19 protein-coding genes are annotated in these 25,437 nt (G+C 44.2%); 11 read left to right on the top strand and 8 right to left on the bottom strand.

All coding sequences use genetic code 11. The features are described from left to right. The first annotated feature begins 94 nt into the window (after positions 1–94). The gene (locus tag RH86_RS09650; RefSeq protein ID WP_009386021.1) at positions 95–343 is read left to right on the top strand and encodes a hypothetical protein; all 249 of its coding nucleotides are present in this window, start codon (positions 95–97) and stop codon (positions 341–343) included. Positions 344–470: 127 nt separating this feature from the next. On the opposite strand, the gene yfaE is transcribed toward RH86_RS09650, so the two are convergent. The 4 genes from yfaE to ubiG all read right to left on the bottom strand — a co-directional run bounded on the left by yfaE (position 471) and on the right by ubiG (position 5,417). Further along, positions 471–749 (bottom strand): class I ribonucleotide reductase maintenance protein YfaE, encoded by a 279-nt coding sequence (gene yfaE / locus RH86_RS09645; RefSeq protein ID WP_009386020.1) that lies wholly within the window; start codon positions 747–749, stop codon positions 471–473. Continuing rightward, the gene (gene nrdB, locus RH86_RS09640; RefSeq protein ID WP_005598612.1) at positions 749–1,882 is read right to left on the bottom strand and encodes a class Ia ribonucleoside-diphosphate reductase subunit beta; all 1,134 of its coding nucleotides are present in this window, start codon (positions 1,880–1,882) and stop codon (positions 749–751) included. Before nrdB ends, yfaE begins: the two co-directional genes overlap by 1 nt. 87 nt (positions 1,883–1,969) lie before the next feature. Beyond that, positions 1,970–4,252 carry a class 1a ribonucleoside-diphosphate reductase subunit alpha gene (gene nrdA / locus RH86_RS09635; protein WP_009386019.1) on the bottom strand — a complete coding sequence of 761 codons (2,283 nt, stop codon included), beginning with the start codon at positions 4,250–4,252 and terminating at the stop codon, positions 1,970–1,972. A 451-nt stretch (positions 4,253–4,703) separates the two neighbouring features. Further along, complete coding sequence (gene ubiG, locus RH86_RS09625) at positions 4,704–5,417, bottom strand: bifunctional 2-polyprenyl-6-hydroxyphenol methylase/3-demethylubiquinol 3-O-methyltransferase UbiG (RefSeq protein ID WP_009386017.1); 714 nt, start codon at positions 5,415–5,417, stop codon at positions 4,704–4,706. Between the two features lie 279 nt (positions 5,418–5,696). Between ubiG and gyrA the strand changes: the two genes are divergently transcribed. From gyrA to RH86_RS09595, 6 genes are all read left to right on the top strand, one after another. Then, on the top strand, positions 5,697–8,357 hold the full coding sequence (gyrA, locus tag RH86_RS09620) for a DNA topoisomerase (ATP-hydrolyzing) subunit A (RefSeq protein WP_009386016.1): 2,661 nt from the start codon (positions 5,697–5,699) through the stop codon (positions 8,355–8,357). 286 nt (positions 8,358–8,643) lie between these two features. Continuing rightward, positions 8,644–9,273 (top strand): LysE family translocator, encoded by a 630-nt coding sequence (locus RH86_RS09615; protein ID WP_038219529.1) that lies wholly within the window; start codon positions 8,644–8,646, stop codon positions 9,271–9,273. Positions 9,274–9,341: 68 nt separating this feature from the next. Beyond that, a complete protein-coding gene (locus tag RH86_RS09610; RefSeq protein WP_009386014.1) occupies positions 9,342–9,596 on the top strand; it encodes a hypothetical protein in 255 nt (84 codons plus the stop codon). 292 nt (positions 9,597–9,888) lie between these two features. Continuing rightward, positions 9,889–11,772, top strand: a complete 1,884-nt coding sequence (locus tag RH86_RS09605; protein ID WP_009386013.1) for a methyl-accepting chemotaxis protein — start codon at positions 9,889–9,891, stop codon at positions 11,770–11,772. A gap of 178 nt (positions 11,773–11,950) precedes the next feature. Continuing rightward, positions 11,951–13,492: a YjjI family glycine radical enzyme gene (locus tag RH86_RS09600; RefSeq protein WP_009386012.1), complete on the top strand. Its 1,542-nt coding sequence runs from the start codon at positions 11,951–11,953 to the stop codon at positions 13,490–13,492. Between the two features lie 5 nt (positions 13,493–13,497). After that, complete coding sequence (locus RH86_RS09595) at positions 13,498–14,394, top strand: YjjW family glycine radical enzyme activase (protein WP_086026440.1); 897 nt, start codon at positions 13,498–13,500, stop codon at positions 14,392–14,394. Positions 14,395–14,510: 116 nt separating this feature from the next. Here RH86_RS09595 and RH86_RS09590 read toward each other — a convergent pair whose 3' ends face one another. The 4 genes from RH86_RS09590 to RH86_RS09575 form a co-directional block, all read right to left on the bottom strand. Beyond that, a complete protein-coding gene (locus tag RH86_RS09590; RefSeq protein WP_083163375.1) occupies positions 14,511–15,419 on the bottom strand; it encodes a LysR family transcriptional regulator in 909 nt (302 codons plus the stop codon). Between the two features lie 220 nt (positions 15,420–15,639). Continuing rightward, positions 15,640–16,743, bottom strand: a complete 1,104-nt coding sequence (locus tag RH86_RS09585) for a phosphoribosylaminoimidazolesuccinocarboxamide synthase (protein WP_009386008.1) — start codon at positions 16,741–16,743, stop codon at positions 15,640–15,642. 266 nt (positions 16,744–17,009) lie between these two features. Continuing rightward, positions 17,010–17,405 carry a SulA-like leucine-rich domain-containing protein gene (locus tag RH86_RS09580; RefSeq protein WP_005598635.1) on the bottom strand — a complete coding sequence of 132 codons (396 nt, stop codon included), beginning with the start codon at positions 17,403–17,405 and terminating at the stop codon, positions 17,010–17,012. 243 nt (positions 17,406–17,648) lie between these two features. Further along, positions 17,649–18,368 (bottom strand): glycerophosphodiester phosphodiesterase family protein, encoded by a 720-nt coding sequence (locus tag RH86_RS09575; protein ID WP_009386007.1) that lies wholly within the window; start codon positions 18,366–18,368, stop codon positions 17,649–17,651. 641 nt (positions 18,369–19,009) lie between these two features. On the opposite strand from RH86_RS09575, the gene RH86_RS09570 reads away from it, so the two are divergent. The 4 genes from RH86_RS09570 to RH86_RS09555 all read left to right on the top strand — a co-directional run bounded on the left by RH86_RS09570 (position 19,010) and on the right by RH86_RS09555 (position 24,973). Next, positions 19,010–19,981, top strand: a complete 972-nt coding sequence (locus RH86_RS09570; RefSeq protein WP_009386006.1) for a TAXI family TRAP transporter solute-binding subunit — start codon at positions 19,010–19,012, stop codon at positions 19,979–19,981. A 149-nt stretch (positions 19,982–20,130) separates the two neighbouring features. Continuing rightward, complete coding sequence (locus RH86_RS09565; protein WP_050798540.1) at positions 20,131–22,722, top strand: TRAP transporter permease; 2,592 nt, start codon at positions 20,131–20,133, stop codon at positions 22,720–22,722. Positions 22,723–22,892: 170 nt separating this feature from the next. Beyond that, entirely contained in the window at positions 22,893–23,558 is a 666-nt protein-coding gene (locus RH86_RS09560; RefSeq protein WP_009386004.1) for a response regulator transcription factor, read from the top strand. A gap of 14 nt (positions 23,559–23,572) precedes the next feature. Then, positions 23,573–24,973, top strand: coding sequence for a sensor histidine kinase (locus tag RH86_RS09555; protein WP_009386003.1), 1,401 nt, complete (start codon positions 23,573–23,575; stop codon positions 24,971–24,973). Positions 24,974–25,437: the final 464 nt, after the last annotated feature.

Here is a 25,437-nt window from a genome sequence, read left to right as displayed (position 1 = left end):
AGATAATTTAATAATTCTTCTTTTTGTGACAGGCAAAATTTTCATTTGATCTTAAACTGAATGTTCTTCTGCCAAAATGCACAAGGAGGGTGGCATGTATCAACAGTCGAAGATCTTAGTGTGGTACCAAGTGGCAAGTCAAAAAGTTATCTTAGGGGAGGCATCGAGCCGCAAATATCATGATGTTCATTCGATTTGGCGTCGTGCTCCTGAGGAAGACGAGAATCAGCAAGAGATGGGTTTTCGTTTGTCGTTATTTGATGATGGCGGTCGAGAAGTGGCCGGAAAAGCAATCTCAATGGGAACGGCAGATCAGCTTCTATTAGGTGTCGATATCGATTAATTGGTGTAGTGGTGGGAACTATTGGCAATACGCTGTATACAGCGATTATAGATTGTTAATAAATTTGATTAATAACAAGGCCAGCAGTCGCTGGCCTTGTTATTGATAATATCGAACAGAAACAACGTTAAGCACGTTTCTCTTTGAGCTTGTAAGCAACCCCTTCTAAGGCCACATCACTTTTGGCTCTTGTCACACAAGGTAAGATTTCATCTTCTTGCGTATATGCCATAGCAAAACCAACATATTCAACTTCACCTGAGCTTAGCTTGCAGCGGCAAGCTCCGCAATGGCCATCTCGGCAGTTGTATTCGACTTCCATGCCAGCCGCTTCCATTGTTTCTAATAAAGTATTAGATGCGTTGGTCGTGATGGTATGCAGTCCGTTGATTTTGACTTTAGCCATTACAGTTCGAAATCCTTAAAGTCGTCAGCTTTCGCATCGCTTTCAATTTGGCCAACAAGGTAAGATGAAATCTCAGCTTCTTGTGGTGCAACCTGTACGTTATCTGAAGACAACCAAGCATTAATCCATGGAATTGGGTTAGAGGTTGCTTCTGGGTAAGCCGTTGGTAGACCAACAGCATTCATGCGTACGTTAGTGATGTACTCAACGTATTGACATAGAATGTCTTTGTTCAAACCAATCATTGAACCGTCTTTGAATAGGTATTCAGCCCACTCTTTTTCTTGCTCAGCCGCTTCTTTAAACAAGTCAAAACATTCTTGTTTACACTCTTCAGCCACTTGCATGAATGAGAAGTCATCTTGGCCATTACGCAAGATGTTAATCATGTGCTGTGTGCCAGTCAGGTGCAGTGCTTCATCACGAGCAATGAGCTTGATGATTTTTGCGTTACCTTCCATCAGTTCACGTTCTGCAAAGGCAAACGAACAAGCAAAGCTAACGTAGAAACGAATCGCTTCTAGTGCGTTCACGGACATCAAACAAACGTAAAGTTTCTTCTTCAGCTCGTACTTGCTGATTTTTACTTCTTCGCCGTTGATTTGATGAGTCCCTTCGCCGTAACGGTGATAATCATTGGTCATTTCGATCAAGTCATCGTAGTAACGAGCGATGTCTTTTGCGCGTTTCAGAATGTGCTCATTCTCAACGATGTCATCGAAGATAAGACCTGGATCGTTAACGATGTTACGAATGATATGCGTGTATGAACGCGAGTGGATCGTTTCAGAGAACGACCATGTTTCAATCCAAGTTTCTAGCTCTGGTAAAGATACCAGCGGGAGTAGGGCAACGTTTGGACTACGGCCTTGAATTGAATCCAACAGTGTTTGGTACTTCAAGTTAGAGATGAAAATGTGTTTTTCATGATCGGGTAACTTGTTGTAGTCAATACGGTCGCTCGATACATCAACTTCTTCTGGACGCCAGAAGAAAGAAAGTTGTTTTTCGATCAGTTTTTCGAAAATTTCAAATTTTTGTTGGTCGTAGCGTGCAACGTTAACCGATTGACCAAGAAACATAGGTTCTTTTAGTTGGTCGTTTTTTGTATGGTTAAAAGTACTGTAAGCCATGATGCCTCAATTCCTTTTAAGCCCCTCGAATCTCAAGGGGCGTATGTTCGTTATTAATAAATGTTCTATAGAGTTACTGAGCTGAGATTAGATCTTACAGCCGCCGCCTTCACAATCTTCTTCTACAGGTTGAACTGCATCTTTCTGATCGTCTTTAGCGCCATCGCGAGTGTTATGGTAGTAAAGTGTCTTCACACCATATTTGTATGCGGTCAGCAAATCTTGTAGCAACTTAGTCATCGGCACTTTACCGCTTTCAAAACGGCTTGGGTCGTAGTTGGTATTGGCAGAAATCGCTTGGTCTACGAATTTTTGCATGATACCGACTAGGTGTAAGTAACCATCGTTTGAACCGATGTTCCAAAGTAGCTCGTAATTGTCTTTTAGGTTAACGAAGTCAGGTACAACCTGCTTCAAGATACCGTCTTTAGAAGCTTTAACCGAAACATAACCACGTGGTGGCTCGATACCGTTGGTCGCGTTAGAGATCTGAGAAGAGGTCTCAGATGGCATTAGCGCGGTTAGGGTAGAGTTACGTAGACCGTGAGTCATAATTTCTTGGCGAAGTTCATCCCAATCGTAATGCAGTGCTTCATCACAAATAAGGTCGATATCTTTCTTGTAAGTGTCGATAGGCAATAGGCCTTTCGCATAGTTTGTTTCATCAAACAGTGGGCACTTGCCTTGCTCTTTAGCCAGCTCAACAGACGCTTTCAATAGGTAGTATTGAATTGCTTCAAACGTACGGTGAGTGAGACCGTTCGCGCTGCCGTCTGAGTATTTCACGCCATTTTTCGCTAGGTAGTATGCGTAGTTGATAACACCCACACCTAAGGTACGACGGTTCATGGTTGACTTGTACGCCGCTGGTAGCGGGTAGTCTTGGTAATCCAGCAGAGCATCTAGGGCACGAACTACAAGCTCAGACAATTCTTTCAGATCATCCAGTTCGTTTATTTTACCAAGGTTGAAGGCTGAAAGGGTACAAAGCGCGATTTCGCCAGAGTCATCTTCAACGTTAACCAAAGGTTTGGTTGGTAGTGCAATCTCCAAACATAGGTTTGATTGGCGAATAGGTGCGACTTCTGAATCAAACGGGCTGTGAGTATTACAGTGGTCTACGTTTTGAATGTAGATACGACCCGTTGATGCACGCTCTTGCATTAGCAAAGAGAACATTTCGATCGCTTTTACGCTCTCTTTTTTGATCGCTGGATCATTTTCGTACTGTACGTATAGACGCTCGAATTCCGCTTGGTTTTCGAAGAACGCATCATATAGGCCCGGAACGTCAGATGGTGAGAATAGGGTAATGTTGCCGCCTTGAACTAAACGTTGGTACATCAGCTTGTTCAGCTGTACACCGTAGTCCATATGACGAACACGGTTCTCTTCAACGCCACGGTTGTTCTTTAGAATCATCAAAGAACGAGCTTCGCCGTGCCACATTGGGTAGAACACAGTCGCAGCACCACCACGAACACCACCTTGAGAACAGCATTTAACTGCCGTTTGGAAGTATTTGTAGAACGGAATACAACCGGTGTGGAATGCTTCACCGCCACGGATTTCAGAACCGAGCGCACGAATACGACCCGCGTTGATACCAATACCAGCACGTTGAGAAACGTAACGAACAATTGAGCTTGCCGTTGCGTTGATTGAATCTAAGCTATCACCACACTCGATAAGAACACATGAGCTGAACTGACGAGTAGGGGTACGTACACCGGACATGATCGGTGTAGGTAAAGAAATTTTGAATGTTGAAGTCGCATCGTAGAAACGCTTAACGTAGTCAAGACGAGTTTCTTTTGGATAATTCGCGAATAGACATGCCGATACAAGAATGTATAGGAACTGTGCACTTTCGTAGATCTCACCAGAAACACGGTTTTGCACGAAGTATTTACCTTCGAGCTGTTTTACCGCCGCGTATGAAAAATCAAGATCGCGTGTATGCTGCAGGTAAGCACCAAGCTCATTAAGTTCTGCTTTGGTGTAATCTTCTAGAATGTGGCTATCGTACTTGCCCATTTCTACCAGACGAGAAACGTGATCGAATAACGCTGGTGGCTCATATTGACCATACGCTTTTTTACGTAGGTGGAATACGGCAAGACGAGCGGCTAGGTATTGATAGTCTGGCGTTTCTTCAGAGATTAAGTCGGCTGCAGACTTAATGATGGTCTCGTGAATGTCAGAGGTCGTGATGCCGTCGTAGAACTGAATGTGAGCTTTTAGTTCTACCTGTGAAACTGAAACGTTATCTAGACCTTCGGCTGCCCATGTAATCACACGGTGAAGTTTTTCTAGATCAATATTTTCTTTGCGGCCATCGCGCTTGGTGACGGTGAGTTGTTGGTTCATTCTGATTCTTTTCCCTAACAAAACTGATTAAAGCCGAATTTTCGTGTAATTGTTGTAAAATCGTGTTCGGCTTTGCGAGCAAAATCTATCTATATATTGTAGTGCAAACACAAGATATAGGGGTAATCTTGGCTGCGGGTTACAAGATAGTGCTATCGGGGACGATTTTCAAGTTGAAGATCTTGGATGACTTGTGGATAACTGACAAAAACAAAAAAAACAGTAAGTGGATACTAACTCACGAAATAAGGCCGGATTTGAAGGTATAAAAATACCGTTTTTGAATCGGTTTAAACTTAACCGTAAACAAAAATAAATATCTTGATCTTCGAGAAAAATTGAGTGTGATTTAGTTGCTGTACAAAGTGGAATCAATCGCACGAAAAACATGCAAAAAAGATTAAAAAAGGCGGACATTTTGTGCGGCCGCCTCAAATTGGTTAAACGTTCATCAAGCGTCTGTTTTGCAGGTGTGGACGATATAATTAACGTCGACGTTCTTGCCTAACTTATAACGGCCAGTGATTGGGTTATAATGTAAGCCAGTAATGCCTAATTCAATAAGATCCGTTTGATCGATCATTTTGATCATCTCTGATGGACGAATGAATTTTTCGTGGTCATGGGTGCCATCAGGCACGATTTTCAATAATTTTTCTGCACCAACGATCGCGAATAGGTATGATTTGATATTGCGGTTCAGTGTGGAGAAAAAAACGTGACCGTTAGGCTTAACCAATGCAGCACAAGATCGAATCACTGAAAGTGGGTCTGGTACGTGCTCAAGCATTTCCATACAGGTCACTACATCGTATGTACCGGCATGGTCAACCGCGTGGTCTTCAATAGTGCTACGGATGTAATCTAATTTAGTGCCGGTTTCAAGAGCGTGAAGACGAGCGACTTCGAGTGGCTCTTTACCCATATCTAAACCGGTGACGATAGCACCTTCACGCGCCATGCTTTCAGCGAGGATGCCGCCGCCACAACCAACATCAAGCACTTTCTTACCAAATAGACCATCCGCACATTCCATTACGTAGTTCAAACGCAAAGGGTTGATTTGGTGCAGAGGTTTGAATTCACCCTCTAAATCCCACCAGCGTGACGCCATCTCTTCAAACTTTTTGATCTCGCTCGGATCTACGTTTTGTGTTTTTGTCATAATCCATCTATCTATTTGGCAAACTTCGTTTGGCATTATAGCGACAAAATGTTTCCTCTCCATAGTCAAAGCAAGTTTTCTCCAAAATTGCTGAAAATGTAACCACTAATCAGCGGCATATATGCACTGTGTGCAAATTCTCAGCAGTTGAATCACAACAAAGCTCACAACCTGATAAAAGGAGAGGGAAAGTGATGCCGAAGTGACGATTTATATGTTATATTTTTGCACCTTACACGAATCGTATTTACGATCTGAAAATAGAGGGATAATGGCTCTATGAGCGATTTAGCTAAAGAGATCACGCCCGTAAACATTGAAGATGAGCTTAGAGGTTCATACCTCGACTACGCGATGTCAGTCATCGTGGGTCGTGCTCTTCCTGATGTGCGTGATGGCCTAAAACCAGTACACCGCCGCGTTCTATTCGCGATGAATGTACTAGGCAACGATTGGAATAAACCATATAAAAAATCTGCCCGTGTTGTTGGCGACGTAATCGGTAAATATCACCCACACGGTGATAGTGCAGTATACGAATCGATTGTTCGTATGGCGCAGCCGTTCTCACTACGCTATATGCTAGTTGACGGTCAAGGCAACTTTGGTTCAGTCGATGGCGATTCAGCAGCGGCAATGCGTTACACCGAAGTTCGTATGTCAAAAATCGCCGGTGAGTTGTTGACGGATCTTGAGAAAGAAACTGTCGATTTCGTACCGAACTATGACGGCACGGAACAGATCCCAGCGGTTCTACCGACAAAAATTCCTAACCTATTGGTAAACGGTTCTTCCGGTATCGCAGTAGGTATGGCAACAAACATTCCTCCGCATAACCTGACGGAAGTGATTGACGGCTGTTTGGCATACATCAATAACGAAGAAATTACGATTGATGAGCTGATGGATTACATCCCAGGCCCAGACTTCCCAACAGCAGCTTTGATCAGCGGCCGTAAAGGCATCGTCGATGCATACAAAACGGGTCGCGGTAAGATCTACATGCGCTCAAAAGCGGAGATCGAAACTGAGAAAAATGGTCGCGAAACCATTATTGTTAGTGAAATCCCGTACCAAGTGAACAAAGCTCGCTTGATTGAAAAAATCGCGGAGCTGGTTAAAGACAAGAAAGTAGAAGGCATCAGTGCACTACGTGACGAATCTGATAAAGATGGTATGCGTATTGTTATTGAATGTAAGCGTGATGCAGTCGGTGAAGTGGTTCTAAACAACCTTTACGCTCAAACTCAGCTGCAAACGACTTTCGGTATCAACATGGTTGCGCTAGACCATGGTCAGCCTAAGCTATTCAACCTAAAAGAGATGTTGAAGTGCTTCGTTGACCACCGCCGTGAAGTGGTGACTCGCCGTACTATCTTTGAATTGAAGAAAGCACGCGAACGCGCACATATCCTTGAAGCGCTTGCGCTTGCTCTGGCGAACATCGATGAAATCATCGAGCTGATTCGTAACGCAGCAACACCAGCGGAAGCAAAAGCAGGGCTAATTGCTCGTGGTTGGGACCTTGGCAACGTAGCAGCGATGCTTGAAAGTGCTGGCAACGACGCAGCGCGTCCAGATTGGTTAGAGCCAGAGTTCGGTATTCGTGATGGCCAATACTTCCTAACTGAGACTCAAGCACAAGCCATTCTAGAACTTCGTCTACACCGTCTAACCGGTCTAGAGCACGAGAAGATTCTAGATGAATACAAAGCACTACTAGAAGAAATTGCTGAGCTAATGCATATCCTTGCAAGCACTGAGCGTTTGATGGAAGTGATTCGTGAAGAGCTTGAGTTGGTACGTGAAGCTTACGGCGATGCTCGTCGTACAGAAATCACCGCCGCAAGTCATGACATCGACATGGAAGAGCTGATTGCACGTGAAGACGTTGTGGTTACGCTATCTCATGAAGGTTACGTTAAGTACCAAATCCTAAGTGACTACGAAGCTCAACGTCGTGGTGGTAAAGGTAAGAGTGCAACGAAGATGAAGGAAGAGGATTACATCGAGCGTCTGCTTGTTGCCAATACTCACGATAACATCTTATGTTTCTCTACTCGTGGTAAAACGTACCGTCTGAAAGTATACCAATTGCCTCTAGCGAGTCGTACTGCTCGTGGTAAGCCTATCGTTAACATTCTTCCTCTAGAAGAAGGTGAACGTATTACGGCAATTCTACCTGTGTCTGAATTCAGTGCTGATAAGTTTATCTTCATGGCTACTGGTGACGGTACGGTTAAGAAGACACCTCTGAACCAGTTCGCTAACGTACGTTCAAACGGTTTGATCGCAGTGAACCTACGTGATGACGACTCTTTGATTGGTGTTGACATTACTGATGGTCAAAGCGACATCATGCTGTTCTCTAAAGCAGGTAAAGTTGTTCGCTTTAGCGAAGATAAAGTACGTGCTATGGGTCGTACTGCGGCGGGTGTTCGCGGTATGAGACTGGCTGACGAAGACCAAGTAGTATCGTTGATTGTTCCTTCAAATGAAGGTGACATTCTAACAGTAACGCAAAATGGTTACGGTAAACGTACGGAACTTTCTGAGTACCCAACTAAAGGTCGTGCAACACAAGGTGTTGTTTCTATCAAAGTTTCTGAACGTAATGGCCCTGTAGTTGGTGCTGTTCAAGTTGAGGAAGGCGATGAGATGATGATGATCACTGACGCAGGTACGCTTGTTCGTACACGCGTGGCGGAAGTAAGCCAAGTAGGCCGAAATACCCAAGGTGTGACTCTGATCCGTACTGCAGCTGATGAAAACGTAGTTGGTCTGCAACGCATTGATGAAATTGACGAAGTTGAATTGCTTGAGGGCGAAGAAGGTGAAGTTGTAGAAGCAACAGCATCGGAAGAAGCACCGCAAGTGACGAACACTGAATTAAACGATTCAGCTGAAGATGACACTGCAGAAGATGATTCTGAAGCGTAATTGAAAAGCATAAATAAGAACCGAGCTCAAGGGCTCGGTTTTTTTATGTCTGGAATATTTTAGTGTGCGTTTATGAAAGAAACGCTATGACAGAAGCATTATGAAAGAGCCCCGATAAAGCCATTTTATGGCGGGTGTTTATAGACCTACGTCTTATAGACAAGCGCCGTAAAATTTGTTGAATTTAGGGATTATCAGTATTACAGGAAGTAATGCGGAAACTCACAGGGAGAGAGTTATGTCATCATTTACATTATCGAACAGTTTTATGCAACTCAGTTCGTCGATGAGCTTGGAGACTTGGACACTATATCTGGTCGCTATTCTTATTTTGACGGCTTCTCCGGGCCCAAGTTCACTACTTTGCATGACTAAAGGTGTCACGCAAGGTTTTCGCATCGGTGTTTATACCGCGCTTGGCAGCTTAACGGCCATTACGATTATCTTAACCTTATCATTTACTGGGCTTGGCTTAGTTATCGCCTCATCAGAGTTGACGTTTAATATCATTAAATACACCGGAGCTGCGTATTTGATATATCTAGGTATTAAAGCGATTTTGTCCAAAGAGCAAGAGTACCAATTGGGCGAAGAGCAAGAGACGTCAGAGCTAGCGCCAGTTAAACACTATATTTCCGGTTTTATAGTGGGCAGCAGTAATCCTAAAGCGATTCTATTTTTTACTGCTTTGTTTCCCCAGTTTATCGACCCAAACGCACCACTTTTGGCTCAATACATAATTTTTACCGCCACCTTTATGATCATGGAATTTTCCTGGCTTGCTATCTATGCCTTGTTGGGGGCTAAATCCTCAAATTGGCTTTTTGCAAAGGGTAGGGCAAAACTGTTTAATCGCGTGACCGGTGGTGTTTTTATCGGCGCGGGTACCTTGCTATCGACAGCGTCAAAAGCGTAAGTGACTCGCAACGCGAGTGGAGTGCATTTGTTACGCTGTCGTGAGCGATTTTTTAGCAGGAAAGCATAATGCCTAATGGACAGCTAACTGAAATGGCCATGTCGATCTATTTGGGATGGCTGCTTATTCTCGTTATTGCCTACCCATTTGTACTGGTGGTGGTACAGATTGTTGCTTATGGGGAATACAATAAAAAACGCTACACTAAGCGAGTTAATGTTTTGTGTGCGGCTGCTTTTGCGATTCTCTTAGTACTCCATCTACAAACAGAAGTGATTTATGGTAAAGAGATGTTAGATTGGTTAAAAAACAAGGCTAACTGAGCTCTCTTTACGCATAGTGCGCTAGTTATTCGTTGGCATAGACATTTTGCTATTGTCTGCCAATATTCTTTCTGGCTGTTATTCTTAGTCTTCCTCCTTCGCTTTTCACGATCTTCTTGGTTGTGCACCTCTCTAGCCATACTGATGTAGTTGCGTATCAAGTCACATTATTAATGATAGAAACTATTTGTTGTAATAGCCCGTGCAACTACCTGTTTTTGCGTCTAAAATTCCAAACATCGACTTTCTGTTACCTTCATCACGAAAATCACCATAGCGATAAGAAAACAAAATGAACCTGTCACTAAAACAAAAATTGATTGGTGCAAGCCTATTAGCGGTCATGCTAATGGCGAGTGCACTGACTTGGCTTTCTGCTGACCAACTTTATCAACAAACGCGCAATGGCATGTATTCTCGAGCTGAGAGCCTCGCAAATACCGCGGCAGTTGGTATTTCCGATTGGATCAGTGTTCGTCGCGATATTACATCTGCGTTTAATGCTTATAGTACCGAAGCGGATGTGGTTCCCTTTTTGCAACAAGCACGTATCGCAGGCGGTTTTGATGACATTTTCTTAGGTACGCCTGCCGGAGATATGTATCGCTCGCATCCTGAACGCAATCGCGCTGATTACGATCCACGTACTCGTCCTTGGTATATTGACGCTAATAATGCAGGACGCCAGATTATCACCACGGCATACCAAGATGCCATTACTGGTGCATTGTTGGTGTCTATCGCAGAGCCCGTGCGTATTAATGGTAAACAGATTGGTGTTGTCGCTTCAGATGTGTTGCTCGATCAACTTATCAACGATGTGATTAGTCTAGATGCGGGTAAAAATGCCCATGCGATGCTGATTGATAAACAAGATGGCACCTTCTTGGCCCACCCAAACAAGAACTTACTACTTAAACCGGTTACTTCTTTAGATCCTCAGTTGACGTTGTCAGCGATCGAAGCCTTAGCGAATGCAGGCGATATTGAGATCGTCGAACAAAATGGTGTAGAGAAACTCTATTACTTTAAAAATGTTCCAGACACCGATTGGATGTTCGCGATTGAAATGGATCGTGAGACGGAACAAGCGGGGCACAGTGAATTGCTGCAAGAGCTTATCTTGACGGCGCTAGTGATCACTGCGTTTGTCGCTTTTGCCGTATCATGGTTAGTTAGCTTCCTATTCCGTGATCTTCTGCGTGTATCCAAAGCCTTAGATGAAATTGCCTCTGGTGATGCGGATCTCACTCAGCGTCTTGTACCACATAGCCAAGATGAAGTGGGTCGTTTGGCGATAAGCTTCAATACTTTCGTCGGCAATATGCACCAAATGGTGACAACATTGAGCAGTGTTTCTACGGCGCTAAATGGTCAAGCGAGCGATACGGCAAAGCAAGCTGAAGATCGCCGTATTCGCATTCGTACCCAACAAGATGAGATCAATATGGTCGCGACGGCAATTAACGAAATGGCTGCCGCGACACAAGAAATTGCCGGTAATGCAGAAAACACTGCGCAAAATGCTACGCAAGCTGTGGGCGCATGTACGCATGGCTCAACACAAGTAACGCAAACGCAAAGCTCGATTCAAAATCTCGCACAAGAAGTGGTGGTGGCGACACAAGTTATTCAAGAACTTGAAAGCCACGGCAACAGCATTAATTCTATTCTTGCGACGATTCAAGGTATTGCAGAACAAACTAATCTGTTGGCATTAAATGCCGCCATTGAAGCGGCGCGAGCGGGTGAGCAAGGTCGCGGCTTTGCAGTGGTTGCAGATGAAGTGCGAGTGTTGAGTCAGCGCACTCACTCTTCAACGCAAGAGATCCAACAAATGATTGAAACACTGCAAGCCACCACAGCGCGCGCGGTGAATATCATGGGTGATAGCCGTATGCTGGCTGATACCAGCGTGACAGATGCAGATGCAGCGGCAGTGAGTTTGGCGCAAATTCACACTACTGTGGAATCTATCAGTGATATGGCAACGCAAATTGCGTCAGCGGCTGAAGAGCAAGCATCAGTGACCTCTGAAATTACTCGTAATACGGTTGGTATTCGTGACGTCTCGTTTGAGTTGGCGGAAGAGGCCAATGTCGCAGCAGAGCAAGCCGTGAAATTGTCTGAACTGTCTCATGAGCTAGAAAGTGAGATTCGCCGCTTTAAGTTGTGATGAATTGTTCTACCTTGCCTATCCTGAAGCCCGGTTTAATCACCGGGCTTTTTATTGATTGGTTAAAGACATAAAGCAACAGGCATTTTTCCAAAATGGAAAAGTGTCTTTCTTTTAATTTCAATTGTGGACATTGTCTGCGCGACTTAAAATCCATGAAAATTATAAGGAATACACCATGTCCAACTCTCTTAACGCTTTTCAACAACGTATTCACGCAATCGTGACCGATGCGTACCTTAACCCTAAGCAAAAGAATCAGTTCTTAGCTTTAGAAGCAGAAGCAAACTTGCCTTATATGCCAATTTCAAATGAAATTGCTAAAGCAATGGAAGAGGGTGTTTTATGTGACATGTTTGAAGGTCATGCGCCATTTAAGCCTCGTTATGTACTGCCTGATTATGCGAAATTCTTACAAAATGGTTCTGAATACCTTGAACTATCGGCGGCAGAAGATTTTGATGACGCACTGAACCTGCTGACGATTATCTATCACCACGTACCGTCAGTGACTAACATTCCTGTATATCTTGGTCAACTTGATGATGTACTGATGCCATTTGTGGGCGATCTAACTGACGAGCAAATTTACACCAAGCTTAAGCGCTTCTGGATCATGCTGGATCGCACTTTGCCAGATGCGTTTATGCACGTGAATATTGGTCCTGCGGACAATATTATTTGCCGTACCATTCTTAAAGTAGACGCAGAGCTAAAGCAAATCGCACCAAACCTGACTTTTATGTACGATCCTGCGATTACTCCTGATGATTTGTTACGCCAAGCCGCAGCAAATATCTGTGAGTGCAGCAAACCGCACATCGCAAACTACCCGATGCACGCTCAAGCGTATGGCGACAAGAAATTCGGCATTGTAAGCTGTTATAACTCGCTACCACTTGCTGGTGGTTCAAACACGCTAGTGCGTATGAACTTAAAACAAGCTGCAGCGAAAGCAAGTGACAGTGATGATTTTATTGAGAACGTATTACCAAGCTATTGTGCTTTGATGATTGAACTGATGGATGCACGTAGTAGCTACCTGCACGAGCAATCTAACTTCTTCGAAGGTTTCCTAACCAAAGAAGGTTTGATTGAAGAGTCACGCTTTGCGCCAATGTTTGGTATTTACGGCATGGCAGAAGCGGTGGATACACTGCTGACGAAAGAAGAGACCGCAGCGCGTTATGGTCAAGATGAGATCGCAAACCAACTGGGTCACCGCATTTCGGCTAAGCTAGCACAGATTGTTGAAAACTCACCGGTGAAATTTGGTCTAGAAGGTCGTGCATTATTACATGCACAAGGTGGCATTAGCCTAGATGAAGGTGTGACTCCGGGCGTACGTATTCCATACGGTACTGAGCCAGATCCAGTGAGCTACGTACAAGCAACGGTTGGTCATCACCAATACTACACTTCTGGTATCAGCGATATTTTAACCATCGATGAAACGGTTAAATCAAACCCAGAAGCGATGTTTAATCTATGTAAAGGTGCGCTAGCACTTGGCTACCGCGAGTTCACTGCTAACGTAGCATCAAATGATTTGATTCGTGTTACGGGTTATATGGTGAAGCTGTCTGACATCGCAAAATTTTCTGAATGTGGTTCACGTACCAATACCACTTGGTTGGGCGCAGAAGCGTCAGAAAGAACCGGTATCTTAGACCGTGCACCACGTGTGGTAAGCATGGAAATGTCACCAACTTACCGTTAATTACTATGAGTCACACGTTCAACAAGCCGGCAATCGTTAGTCGTATTTTGAACTTTTCCTGTGTGGATGGACCAGGCAATCGCCTGGTCATTTTCCTTCAAGGTTGCAATTTCAATTGCCTCAATTGTCATAACCCTCATACGATCAATTACTGCAATCATTGCGGTGACTGCGTTGATGGTTGCCCTACAGGGGCGCTGACGTTTAGCACAAGTGAACTGCACGGCTTAAAACCTAAAGTGGTTTGGGATGAAGCTAAGTGTACTCACTGCGATCAATGCGTCGATGTCTGCGGCAATAAGTCGAATCCGAAGGTTAAGCATTACACCGTTGAGCAGATGCTCGCGATCATTCGCAAGCAGCAATTTTTTATCAGTGGTATTACGATTTCGGGTGGAGAGGCAACGGTACAATTACCGTTTATCATTGAACTTTTTAAAGCGATAAAAGCTGACGTGACGTTACAGCATCTTAGTTGTTTTATCGATAGTAATGGTCATTTGAGTGCGACGGGTTGGCAACGGGTCATGCCTTATTTAGATGGCGCGATGATCGATCTTAAAGCGTGGCAGAATGACACGCATTTGTGGTTGATAGGACGTGATAATCACAAGGTCATTGCTTCGATTCAGTTACTCGCAGAAGCTGGAAAGTTGCACGAACTTCGTTTACTGCATATTCCGGGTAAAAGCGATTTAGATAGCGAAGTTAATGCGGTGTCTGAGTTGATTAATCGCTTGCCGCTGGAAGTGACTATTCGTCTCAATGCTTTTCAACATCATGGCGTGATAGGTGAAGCATTGACGTGGGATAAGTGCAGTAAGCAGCAGATGGAGTGTTTCCATCATGCGTTACAATCTCGCGTACCGCATACCTTACAACTGCCAAGTGTCTATATGTAGAAGCGGCATCTAGTTGAACAGATGTCCTTCGACAACCAGATTGAATAAATGCGGTATGGTGCTGACCATGCCGTATTTTTATTCCCGCTATTCCCGCTATTCCGGCACCTTCCCGACTAATCCACTAATATTGCGTGCAACCATTGTAGTGCGGGATCGTTCAAACTGACCTCATTCCACACTAAACTATAAGCAACTTTACCATATTCAAAAGGAAGTGGTTTTTGTACCAACCCCTTTGCTTGAAACGCATGTTGCGCCCACATTTTAGAGCACGTCAATAGATACATGGAGTGATGACACATAACAGCGGCAGCGCCAAAGTCTGCCACCGACATCGCGACTCTTCGTGTGCCGTGTTGCTGCTTGAGGTTTTGCTCAAAGTAAGGCTCAGACAAATCGCGATCTTGAATGCCAATATGTTGGTAGGCAAGATAGTCTTCGGTGGTTAATGTTTTTTCGACCAGCGGGTGAGCGGGGTTCATTAAGCAGACCATTTCATCACTGAGTAATTGTTGCCATACCAATTCACGGCTTGTCGTCGGTGGTTGACTGATATCATGAGGCAAGATCATAAAGTCTACTTGACCGCGAATCAGCGAATCGAAGCTCATTTGTTCTTTAGCATAAACATTGATTTGATTCGCCTGCGGCAGCTGCTCACGTATCAGGCTGATTTTACCCGCAAAGAGTTCAAAGGTGCTTTCACGCATCGAAAGCGCTATTGAGCCATTGAACTGTGCAGGATTAAATTCGCCTTGATGCAGTATGCCATTCATACTGGCCAAAATTTTATGAATTTGTGCGGCAATACCTAGCGCAAATGGCGTTGGGACGAGTTGCGAACCATCGCGATAAAACAGTTCGTCATTCAACTGCTCTCGCAATTGCGCCATGGTTTTACTTACACTTGATGGTGTGACGCATAACGTATTAGCGGTGCTAGTGACACTGTGAGTGGTTAGCATGACATGCAACACGGTTAAGTGCTTAAGGCTAATACGAGAAAGGGCAATGAAATCCATAAGGGGCAGTAAATAGGCGGTACAAGTGGCTATTATAGACTGAACTTAAGCGAAGGCAGAAGGTTTAACGCAATCGCTTAACGCGTGGTGTGTTCAAATGCTTTCGCGTGGGAAGTGCTAAACGGTGAGCAATAAAAAACGCGCTTAAGTGTCAGCGCGTTTATGATTCAGTTGTGGTTCGACTTAGTGAACTTGATGATGAAGAGTCATCAGTACAGAACTAATCGATTAAACCGTACTGAGAGCCAAGAATATCGATAATTTCTTGCTTCGGATTATCACTTAACGTGATGGCTTTGCCGGTAATCTTTTCAGCAATCGCAGTGTAGGTCGTTGAGATATCCATTAAAGCCTCAAGTGGCAGTACATTGTTACGAGCCAATGCTTCACGTTCCGGCATACGATCTTTATTCAACAAGATGTCTGGGTCAGGGAAGTGGTTCAATAGGAATTGACGGAAACCTTCTTTCGAGTTCTCGACAATGTTGCCTTGTTGATACGCTTGTTTATCCCAAATGCGCGAGGAATCGGGCGTACCGACTTCATCCATATAGATCAGTTTTTCATTGCCTTCGGCATCGTGCACATAGCCAAACTCGAACTTTGTATCGACAAAGATTTGTTCCACTTCAGCCAGAGCGTTGCTAATCACCCCAAAGCCTTCGCTTAACAGCTTCTCATACAAAGCAATGTCATCAGCTTTGCTAAAGTTAAATGCTGCAAAGTTTTCTTCGATGTTTTTGCGAGTAATGTTTACGTCATCGGCTTCAGGTACACCAGGAATACCTTTAAGAATACCTTTGGTTGAAGGGGTCATCAGTAATTCTGGCAGGGCTTTGTCTTTTTCTAACCCATCAGGAAGCTCAATACCACAGAACTCACGTTCACCTTTGCTATATGCACGCCACATGGAGCCAGTAATGTATTGACGACAAATCGCTTCGATCATGATCGGCTTGGCTTTTTGCACAATCCAAACCAATGGATGTGGAATATCAAGAATATGACTGTCTGCCAAACCATTGTCTTTAAACAGCTTAAACCAATGGTTAGAAATGGCGTTTAGCGCTGCGCCTTTACCCGGCACACCTTTTAGGCCACCTTCACCATGCCAAATGCAATCGAACGCTGAGATGCGATCGCTGATCACCATAATGGCAAGAGGGGCATCTGGGGCAACATCATAGCCTTTTTCTTTAATAAGACGTTGGCTGTCTGCTTCGGTTAACCAATATACCGAGCGAACTTTACCACTGTGAACAGGCTTGTGAGTGCGAATAGGGAGATCGTCGTTTACGGCGAGGACTTGATCTGCGAGGCTCATGAGACATTCCTATCGTTTACATGAAAGAGAGTTTATCCGATTGATTGGCATCATACCCACATTTAACATAGGCCGCCAGATAAAAAGCAATCGTTTGCGTAAAAAGTTTGCACCGGGTAAATTCTGTCTCTACCAGAGCTAAATGATCGCTAAATTTGTCTGTGCATTATTGTGCGGTTTGAATGTCAGTACCGTGGGTGTGATTGCGGAAAAGAAAAAGCCTCTCATGGAGAGGCGAAAGGCAATGCTGCAAATCGTCAAGCTTATTAGTGATACTGGTTTACTCTGCCCTCGACGAAAAAGACTTCACAGCCATGGGATAGTGCTAAATCTTTAAGTAGTGATTTATTTACGCTGTCGATTTGATTTGAAGCAACCACAGCGCTGGCATTACCCGATTGAATGGCTTTAATCACAATCTCTAGCTCAGACTGAGTATTAGAGGACTTCAACTGAATGATCTTTTGACAGACCACATTCGATGCCGCGAACTGTGCGTGATCTGGGCGAGGGCATTCAGCGGTGAAAAATATCCATTGCTGCTGCATAGAAAGACCCGCTAAACGATTCAAGACAGAGTCAGCGATGTTCATTGGCTGTGTTGGTTGCGCCAATACATTGTACTTCGAGTAAGAGTGACTGTGAGCTTGTGTATGAATCATATTAACTGTCCTTATATACATGCTGTATGCCTATACAGTAGTAATTTTGCATGTATTGGTCAAGCGTTATGTTTGATTTATATACAGAGAAATTGTTCTGTTTAGAGGCGGTTTGATTTTAACTGTTTGAATATATGTGGTTTATTTTGTTTTTGCCTGAGGGGCTGTTCCCATCAAAATGTGATGAAAAACACATTTTGATGGGAAGTGGGGACTGGTGTTTATACAGTGGTTTGAATCGGTTTACTGTATAGGAGTGAGAAAGCGCTGCGGAAAATCGCTAAAAATGGCATTCACGTTTTGTAGATGTTTAAGCTGATTTGGGTTGTTTACCGTGAAACACCATACTTGGTACCCAGCTTGCTGTAATGTCGCAATTTGCTGTTTATTAGTGGTTTTAGCATTGAGGTTACACGCGACAGCATCGACTTCTTCGAGTAGTGCCCAATCACGCTGTGATAGTTTTTCACTTAACACCGCTATTGGGTAACCGAGTTGGGCTTTATGTACTTCTCTTAGCGTTTGATGATCAAAGCTAGAGATTAATACTCGTTCGGTAGGTAAAGAAAAATGCTCTAGTTGGCGTTTTAATTCTTGTACAACGGGGGCGTAATTTTGCGTGTCGACTTTAATCTCGATATTCAAACCAATGTTGAGAGGCTGAATCAAACGCAATAATTGCTCAAGAGTGAGGATCGGTTGAAAGTTAAACTGAGGTGAGAACCAAGCGCCAAAATCAAACTGCTGGATCTGCTCTAGTGAATAACTGTCTACACGCCCATGGCCGTTACTGCAACGGTCAATAGTATGATCGTGGCAAACCACTAATTGATGGTCCTTAGTCGGTTGAATGTCCACTTCAATCCATTCTAGGCCCATGTCTATCGCTGCTTGAATACTCACAAGCGTATTTTCTGGGTATTGACCGGCGACGCCTCGGTGGCCAACGATGGTAAGCGTCATAGAATAGCCTTACTGTCTGTTTTTATTCTGGTTCTATTTTAGATCGAATGTATTAGCGTCGATATGGTTTTCCTTAGAAAAAATCGTCTATAACAGAGATGGGATTATATTCGTTCTATTTCACATCTAGATGAAGTGAAGAATGGCACTAGGTTGACTCTCGATGCTGATTGAGCGTCAAGATAGGCCGTAATGGTGTAAAAAAGTATGATCCAGTTCAAAGTTCACTTTCTCTACCAATGAGAGTGCGACATCCACTGCTCAGTTATTAATTCTTCCTTTAAAACAGTTATTTAACCTTCCTATTCCTTTAAGTTAGCTCTATTTGCTATCAGTTAAATTCCCCAAATTATCGCCTGTTGAGAATTGGTGTTTTTTTGAGTGATCAACTTCGGGTTGGTGTGTGTTAATTTTTTGTTGGCAAGGTGATGTGCAATGGTTTCAAACTTACTTGGTAAGTTAGGGTTAAATTTTATTTATATGACCATATTGCATAATTTAAGTCTGCCTTGCTCGGTTAATTGAGTTGTTTAACCTTGATTTTATAGGGTGGTTAGATGATTCGGAGTCGTCATTGATAAGACTACTGGAATGTGTGCAGATGCATAATTTTTCAGTAGGACTTTAGAAGGAATTTTCGAATGAAAGGATTAACTCTTGTCTCTACATGTGCGCTGGCAATAAGTGGTTTCTCATTTATTGGGAATGCTCAAGCGGCAGAACAATATATCACCATAGGTACTGGTGGTCAGACAGGTGTTTATTACGTAGCTGGGCAATCTATTTGTCGCTTCGTAAACAGAGGTGGTGACGATCACAACATTAAGTGTAATGCGCCAGCAAGTGGCGGCGGTGTTGCGAACGTTAATGGCTTGCGTAGTGGTGAGTATAACTTCGGTATTATGCAGTCGGACCATCAATACAAAGCGCTAGAAGGTGTCGCTCCATTCCAAAACAGTCAACCGATGGAAGATATTCGCGCAGTCTTTTCTCTTCAAAGTGAAGTGTTTACCATTTTAGCGCGCAAAGATGCTGACATCGTCAAACTAGATGACCTTAAAGGTAAGCGCGTCAATATTGGTAACCCTGGTTCTGGCCAGCGCGATACTTTTGAACAAGTAATGGAAGTGAAAGATTGGCAGCCGTCGGTGTTTAGTTTGGTTGCGGACCTAAAACCTGCTGAGCAAGCTTCCGCGATGAGCGATAACAACATTGATGCAATGAGCTACTTTGTTGGGCATCCAAATGGCGCAATTCAAGAAGCCTCAACCACCACTGATGCTGTATTAGTCGCGGTGACTGGGCCTGAAATTGATAAACTGCTTGCAGAAAAAGCGTACTTTACAAAAGCGGTGATCCCAGGTGGCATGTACCGTGGTAATCCAGACGATACCCCTTCTATCGGTGGTAAAGCAGTGCTTTCAACCACTGCCGAAATCGATCCTGAACTCGTTTACCAACTGGTTAAATCAGTTTTCTCTAATATCGACCGTTTCAAACGTCTTCATCCAGCATTTAAAGATCTGCAAGAGAGTGAAATGATTGAAGTTGGTCTCTCTGCGCCACTTCATGAAGGTGCAGTGCGTTACTACAAAGAACGCGGCTGGCTGTAAATATTACTACAACAATAAATTTCATCATGGTGCTGATGAGCAAGCATCATGATGGAAAAGCGTTTCCCCTTTTTAACTAAGCCTTACTTCGGTGATTTTCGTAGGGCTTAGTCTTTTTACTTTGTACTGAAAATAACTAGAGAATAACTATGGATAAACCGATGTCTACCGCAGCACATGATGCGACGTCGGCTGAAGAGTTGATCGCCCAAGATGTAGGGGCGCGACTGCCAGGCGGCATAATGGAAAAATCCATTGCTTCATTGGCACTGCTTTGGTCACTATTTCAACTTTGGATTGCGTCTCCGTTACCTTTCATTGTCGGCTTTGGTGTGATGAATGACACCGAAACCCGCGCGATCCATTTGGGTTTTGCTTTACTGCTTGCCTTCCTTGTTTTCCCCGCGTTTAAACGCTCCCCGCGCGATCGTGTTCCAGTTACCGACATCATGTTCGGACTCATTGCCTGCGCTTCGTCACTCTATTTATTTGTGATGTATGAAGCCTTAGCGCAACGCCCAGGGACATTAACCACGGGTGATTTTGTCACCGCATTGATTGGTTTACCGTTATTGTTAGAAGCGGCGCGTCGTGTTCTTGGCCCAGCACTGCCTATTATTGCGATCGTGTTTATCATCTATAGCCTTGCTGGACCTTGGATGCCGGGCATCTTATCCCACCGTGGTGTTCAACTTGATGCGTTGGCGAACCACCAATGGATTACCACCGAAGGTGTATTTGGTATTGCGCTTGGCGTTTCAACCAGCTTCGTCTTCTTGTTTGTACTCTTTGGTGCACTGCTTGAGCGGGCTGGGGCGGGGCATTACTTTATTCAACTGGCCTTTAGTATGCTGGGGCATTTGCGCGGTGGGCCAGCCAAGGCCGCCGTTGTGGCATCAGGTCTTACGGGACTTATCTCAGGTTCATCAATTGCCAACGTAGTAACAACTGGCACCTTTACTATTCCGATGATGCGAAAAGTCGGATTTAGCGCAGAAAAAGCCGGCGCGGTGGAAGTGGCTTCGTCGGTCAATGGGCAGATCATGCCACCAGTGATGGGGGCTGCCGCATTTTTGATGGTGGAATACGTTGGTATTCCTTATGTTGAAATCATCAAACATGCATTTCTTCCGGCGGCGATTTCTTATATCGCACTGCTCTATATCGTTCATCTAGAAGCATTAAAATTGGGCATGCAGCCGCTTGAAACGGCACAATCCAAACCTTGGCTGACTCGTTTGACGGGCTTTGCGTTCGGCGTAACGTTAGTGAGCGGTTTATCGATGGCGGTCTACTATGGCCTTGGCTGGCTAAAACCCGCGATGGGTGAGTATGCATTGCAAGGTGTCGCGCTGTTGCTTGCTATTGCCTATTTAGGACTCTTGCGTATTGCGGCCAATAATGAGCCATTACCGCCAGAAGATCCAAACCAGCCGCTGGACCAATTACCCAATACTCGTCAAGTACTATTGTCGGGGCTGCATTATTTGTTACCTGTAGTGGTGCTTGTTTGGTGTTTGATGGTGGAACGTTTATCACCGGGCTTATCGGCATTTTGGGGATCGGTAATTCTCGTGGTTATCGTTTTGACTCAACGTCCACTGCTTAACTGGATGCGCAAAGACGGCAAACACAACTACGGCTCTTTCAAAGAGGGTTGTATTGATTTACGTGAAGGCTTGGTAGCGGGTGCGCGCAATATGATTGGTATCGGTATCGCCACGGCGACCGCCGGTATTATTGTTGGTGCAGTCTCTCAAACCGGTGTTGGGTTAGTTCTGGCTGACTTGGTTGAAATGCTGTCGATGGGCAATCTGCTGTTAATGCTGTTGCTGACCGCCGTTTTAAGCTTAATTCTTGGTATGGGTCTACCAACTACGGCTAACTATATTGTCGTTTCTAGCCTATTAGCGCCGGTGATTGTCACTCTAGGTGAACAACATGGCCTGATTGTTCCGTTAATTGCGGTGCACTTATTTGTGTTTTATTTCGGCATTATGGCTGATGTGACGCCTCCGGTTGGCTTAGCTTCCTTTGCGGCGGCTGCGGTTTCGAAAGGCGATCCGATCAAAACGGGTTTAACCGCGTTTTATTACAGTTTACGTACTGCTGCGCTACCATTCCTATTTATCTTTAATACCGATTTGTTATTGATTGATGTGGATTGGGCCCATGGTATCGCCATCTTTATTGTCTCGACGGTGGCGATGTTAATTTTCGCTGCCGCCACACAGGGATGGTTCTTAACTCGTAACAAATGGTATGAGGGCGTGTTATTGCTGTTGGTGGCCTTTACTTTATTCAGGCCGGGATATTGGGTTGATTTAGTCGTCGATCCTTATCAATCAACCAACCCGAAAGTGATGACACAAACGTTAGAGTCTTTAGAGCCTGGTGATGTGCTGAGAATGCGCATTAGTGGAGAAGATAGCGTAGGTAAAATGCGTGAATTCTCGGTGCTGCTCGAAGTGCCAGAAGGGGAGAGTGGTCAAGACCGCTTGGATGCCTTAGGTCTTGAAACATACCAACAAGACGAGAAGACATTCATCGATATTGTGGCCTTTGCTAGTCCTGCTGAAGCGGCCGGTTTGCAGTTTGACCAGCAAATCGTCGATGTTCGAATTACCGTTGAACGTGTACGCAAAGAGTGGATGTGGATTCCTGCCTTGCTATTATTTGGCTTGGTCGTGGTAATGCAACGACGAAGAGTAGCGAAAGAGTTGAAGCTCGCGAGCGCATAACCGCTCATTTTACTTCTCAAAATATTCATTTTAGAACAATGAGTTAAAACCCAGCGATGCTGGGTTTTCTTTTCTCTGCAATATCAATACGGAGTATTTAAAGACTATCGCTTGTACTGATAATAGTTGCGATTTAGAATCGCATCCTTCAGTGCTGCGAAAGAAGAAAAATGTCGAAAATTTTGGTCGTTGATGATGATATTGAACTGTGTCAGTTGATATCAGAAGTACTCACGTTAGAAGGCTATCAGGTAGAGTGTGTTCACTGTGGTGAAAGCGCGTTGCAATATATTGAAAAGCATCCGGTCGATCTGGTATTGCTGGATGTCATGCTGCCTAAATTAAGTGGTTTACAAGTAGCGCGCCGAATTTGCCAGCGCTTTGCGACGCCTATCTTGATGCTTACAGCGCTTAATGATGAATCTTCAATGTTAGACGGGTACCAAGCGGGGGCAGATCAATATGTCGCCAAGCCGTTTAAAGTGCCTGAATTACTGACGCGAATTAAGGCAATTTTCCGTCGCGTCGGGCTCGAAAAACAACGTCAGAGCTACTGTACTGATCAGAATGAGTTTGCCGAATCGGTTTCTGGTTTACCTTTTACTGGGACAGAGGCTGATTTACTCAATTATTTGATGCGTAATGAAGGTGTTGTGATTTCCAAGGCGCAATTACAAATCGAAGTGCTAAAAAAAGAACTCAGTCCATTTGACCGCAATCTCGATATGCACATTAGTAATGTTCGCCGTAAATTGGTCGAAGCAGGTATGTCAAAACAGCATATTAAAACCGTGCGTGGGCGAGGCTATAGCTTTGTAGCTAGCGTTCGTGAGTAAATCATCGGGAGTCCATGGTGAATTCAACCCTATCCGCCTTTTTTAGTCGGCTATCTGCACGCCTGATTGGCAAACGTAAAGGCAGTTTGGCGTTCCAGCTATTTAGTTATATGTCAGTGGTGGTGCTAAGCATCTTATTGTTGCAAGGGATCACCGAGCAGGCTTTGATTCGTACCGTATTGGTTTTACCTGATTCGGTCAAAAATGAATTACGCGATCTTGCCGCTCAAGCCAATGTGATGATTGAAGATGGTGATATGGACGAACTGGCCGATTGGGCCAACGCTCAGCCTTACTATCTGTTTGTGTTGGATAAAAATAACCAGCCGATCACGCATCGGAAAATGCATCCGCATTTTGCCTTTAAACTGAAGTTTTTGCGTCAGTTAGATCAAATGATGGGTGATAGAGTCGCCAAGCCTTTGATTGGACAGCCATTGATTGATGATCATACCCTAGTCGTTCAGTTACCAAGTCATCTGCACCCCGCACATCGTTTTCTCAGCTATTTAGCGATCAGTAAATTTGTCATCGCTTTCTTTATTTTGGCGCTCTTTTCTTTGATCTTGGCTCGTAAGTTACAGCAGCCACTTGATCGATTAAGAGAGGCAAGTCATCGTCTTGCTCGAGGGGATTTTAACGTCAATGTGGTGGCGGAGTTAAAATCGAATACGCGTGAGTTCAACGAACTGGCGGAAGATTTCGATCAGATGAGTATTCAAATTCACTCTTTAGCGGAAAAGCAAAAGCGCTTGATCCGTGATGTATCCCACGAGCTGCGCACGCCATTGGCGCGACAAAACCTAGCCTTGCACCTGTTAAAACACAAAGTGTCAGAGAAAGATCGCAGTTTGGTCGAACGAGTGGAAAGGGAAGTGGAAGAGATGGATTCTCTAGTCGCTGAGATCCTCACGTTTAGTCAACTTGAAAACTCACGCTATGAAGTGAAACTAAAGTCGGTTGATTTAGAAAGCTATGTGGCATCACAAGTAAATCAAAGCCAGTTTGATATTGGTGCGCAACAACGCTTGAGTTTTGTCCCGAGCCAGATACTCAATCAAGTGTTGGCTGACGAACGCTTGGTTGTACGTTGTGTGTGTAATTTGATCACCAATGCCGGAAAATATGCGGGCGATCAAGCCAATATCGAAGTATTGCTTTACAGCCTTACTCAAGACGGGCAAGAGTACAGTGTGGTTGCGGTTCAGGATGACGGTAAAGGTATCTCGTCAACTCGGCTGGATGAGATATTCCAACCTTTTACACGGCTAGAATCGGCACGTGATAAGAAGTCGGGGGGCTATGGGCTTGGCCTTGCCATTGTCAAAGAAGCGATGCATTTAATGCATGGCCAAGTACAAGCATCCAATCGTAGCGATGGTGGCTTACGCATCGAGCTTCTCTTCCCTAATTAGTTCATTTCTACACAAAAGGGCACGCCAATCGGCGTGTTTTTTTTGCCTTAAAGTTCGTTTCTTAAAGAAAAGTACCAACTAACAGTATCTTGGGAGACATGTAATATTTCCCTGACAAATGCAAAGAATGTAAATTTCAATGCAAATGATAGTGATTATCAATTATATTCCTTTTCGTTCAATAGGGCAGCCGCAGTGGGCTGTAAATAAACCGATCGACTTACTAAGAGTTAGAACGATTTGGAATGAATGACATCTTGAAACTAGGGTGCCCAGTAGAGGAAACCGTGTTTCAAGCCGGGCTTTGAGAGCACAAGTTTAACTTGCGCGAAGCGCATAGTTTCAGTGCTCAGTTGTAGGTATAGACCTATGACGATCGCCAATCATTACCAGTACATTTCGACTCGTAAAATCATTGTTATTTACGGTGATTAATTCATGTCACGGTAAATATAAAAATGAGT

Source organism: Vibrio sp. N418 (assembly GCF_000222565.1).
GTDB classification, from domain to species: Bacteria; Pseudomonadota; Gammaproteobacteria; order Enterobacterales; family Vibrionaceae; genus Vibrio; species Vibrio scophthalmi.
The sequence above is the reverse complement of the archived record's forward strand: the minus strand, read 5'-3'. Positions and strand labels throughout refer to the sequence as shown.

What these genes read in the sequence shown, in the direction of transcription:
- RH86_RS09555 (WP_009386003.1), top strand. Translation starts at nt 23,573, where the DNA reads ATGGTGAATTCAACCCTATCCGCCTTTTTTAGTCGGCTATCTGCACGC.
- RH86_RS09575 (WP_009386007.1), bottom strand. Translation starts at nt 18,368, where the DNA reads ATGACGCTTACCATCGTTGGCCACCGAGGCGTCGCCGGTCAATACCCA.
- nrdB (WP_005598612.1), bottom strand. Translation starts at nt 1,882, where the DNA reads ATGGCTTACAGTACTTTTAACCATACAAAAAACGACCAACTAAAAGAA.
- RH86_RS09585 (WP_009386008.1), bottom strand. Translation starts at nt 16,743, where the DNA reads ATGAGCCTCGCAGATCAAGTCCTCGCCGTAAACGACGATCTCCCTATT.
- RH86_RS09600 (WP_009386012.1), top strand. Translation starts at nt 11,951, where the DNA reads ATGTCCAACTCTCTTAACGCTTTTCAACAACGTATTCACGCAATCGTG.
- RH86_RS09570 (WP_009386006.1), top strand. Translation starts at nt 19,010, where the DNA reads ATGAAAGGATTAACTCTTGTCTCTACATGTGCGCTGGCAATAAGTGGT.
- nrdA (WP_009386019.1), bottom strand. Translation starts at nt 4,252, where the DNA reads ATGAACCAACAACTCACCGTCACCAAGCGCGATGGCCGCAAAGAAAAT.
- RH86_RS09580 (WP_005598635.1), bottom strand. Translation starts at nt 17,405, where the DNA reads ATGATTCATACACAAGCTCACAGTCACTCTTACTCGAAGTACAATGTA.
- RH86_RS09650 (WP_009386021.1), top strand. Translation starts at nt 95, where the DNA reads ATGTATCAACAGTCGAAGATCTTAGTGTGGTACCAAGTGGCAAGTCAA.
- RH86_RS09610 (WP_009386014.1), top strand. Translation starts at nt 9,342, where the DNA reads ATGCCTAATGGACAGCTAACTGAAATGGCCATGTCGATCTATTTGGGA.
- yfaE (WP_009386020.1), bottom strand. Translation starts at nt 749, where the DNA reads ATGGCTAAAGTCAAAATCAACGGACTGCATACCATCACGACCAACGCA.
- gyrA (WP_009386016.1), top strand. Translation starts at nt 5,697, where the DNA reads ATGAGCGATTTAGCTAAAGAGATCACGCCCGTAAACATTGAAGATGAG.
- RH86_RS09565 (WP_050798540.1), top strand. Translation starts at nt 20,131, where the DNA reads ATGGATAAACCGATGTCTACCGCAGCACATGATGCGACGTCGGCTGAA.
- RH86_RS09605 (WP_009386013.1), top strand. Translation starts at nt 9,889, where the DNA reads ATGAACCTGTCACTAAAACAAAAATTGATTGGTGCAAGCCTATTAGCG.
- RH86_RS09615 (WP_038219529.1), top strand. Translation starts at nt 8,644, where the DNA reads ATGAGCTTGGAGACTTGGACACTATATCTGGTCGCTATTCTTATTTTG.
- ubiG (WP_009386017.1), bottom strand. Translation starts at nt 5,417, where the DNA reads ATGACAAAAACACAAAACGTAGATCCGAGCGAGATCAAAAAGTTTGAA.
- RH86_RS09560 (WP_009386004.1), top strand. Translation starts at nt 22,893, where the DNA reads ATGTCGAAAATTTTGGTCGTTGATGATGATATTGAACTGTGTCAGTTG.
- RH86_RS09590 (WP_083163375.1), bottom strand. Translation starts at nt 15,419, where the DNA reads ATGGATTTCATTGCCCTTTCTCGTATTAGCCTTAAGCACTTAACCGTG.
- RH86_RS09595 (WP_086026440.1), top strand. Translation starts at nt 13,498, where the DNA reads ATGAGTCACACGTTCAACAAGCCGGCAATCGTTAGTCGTATTTTGAAC.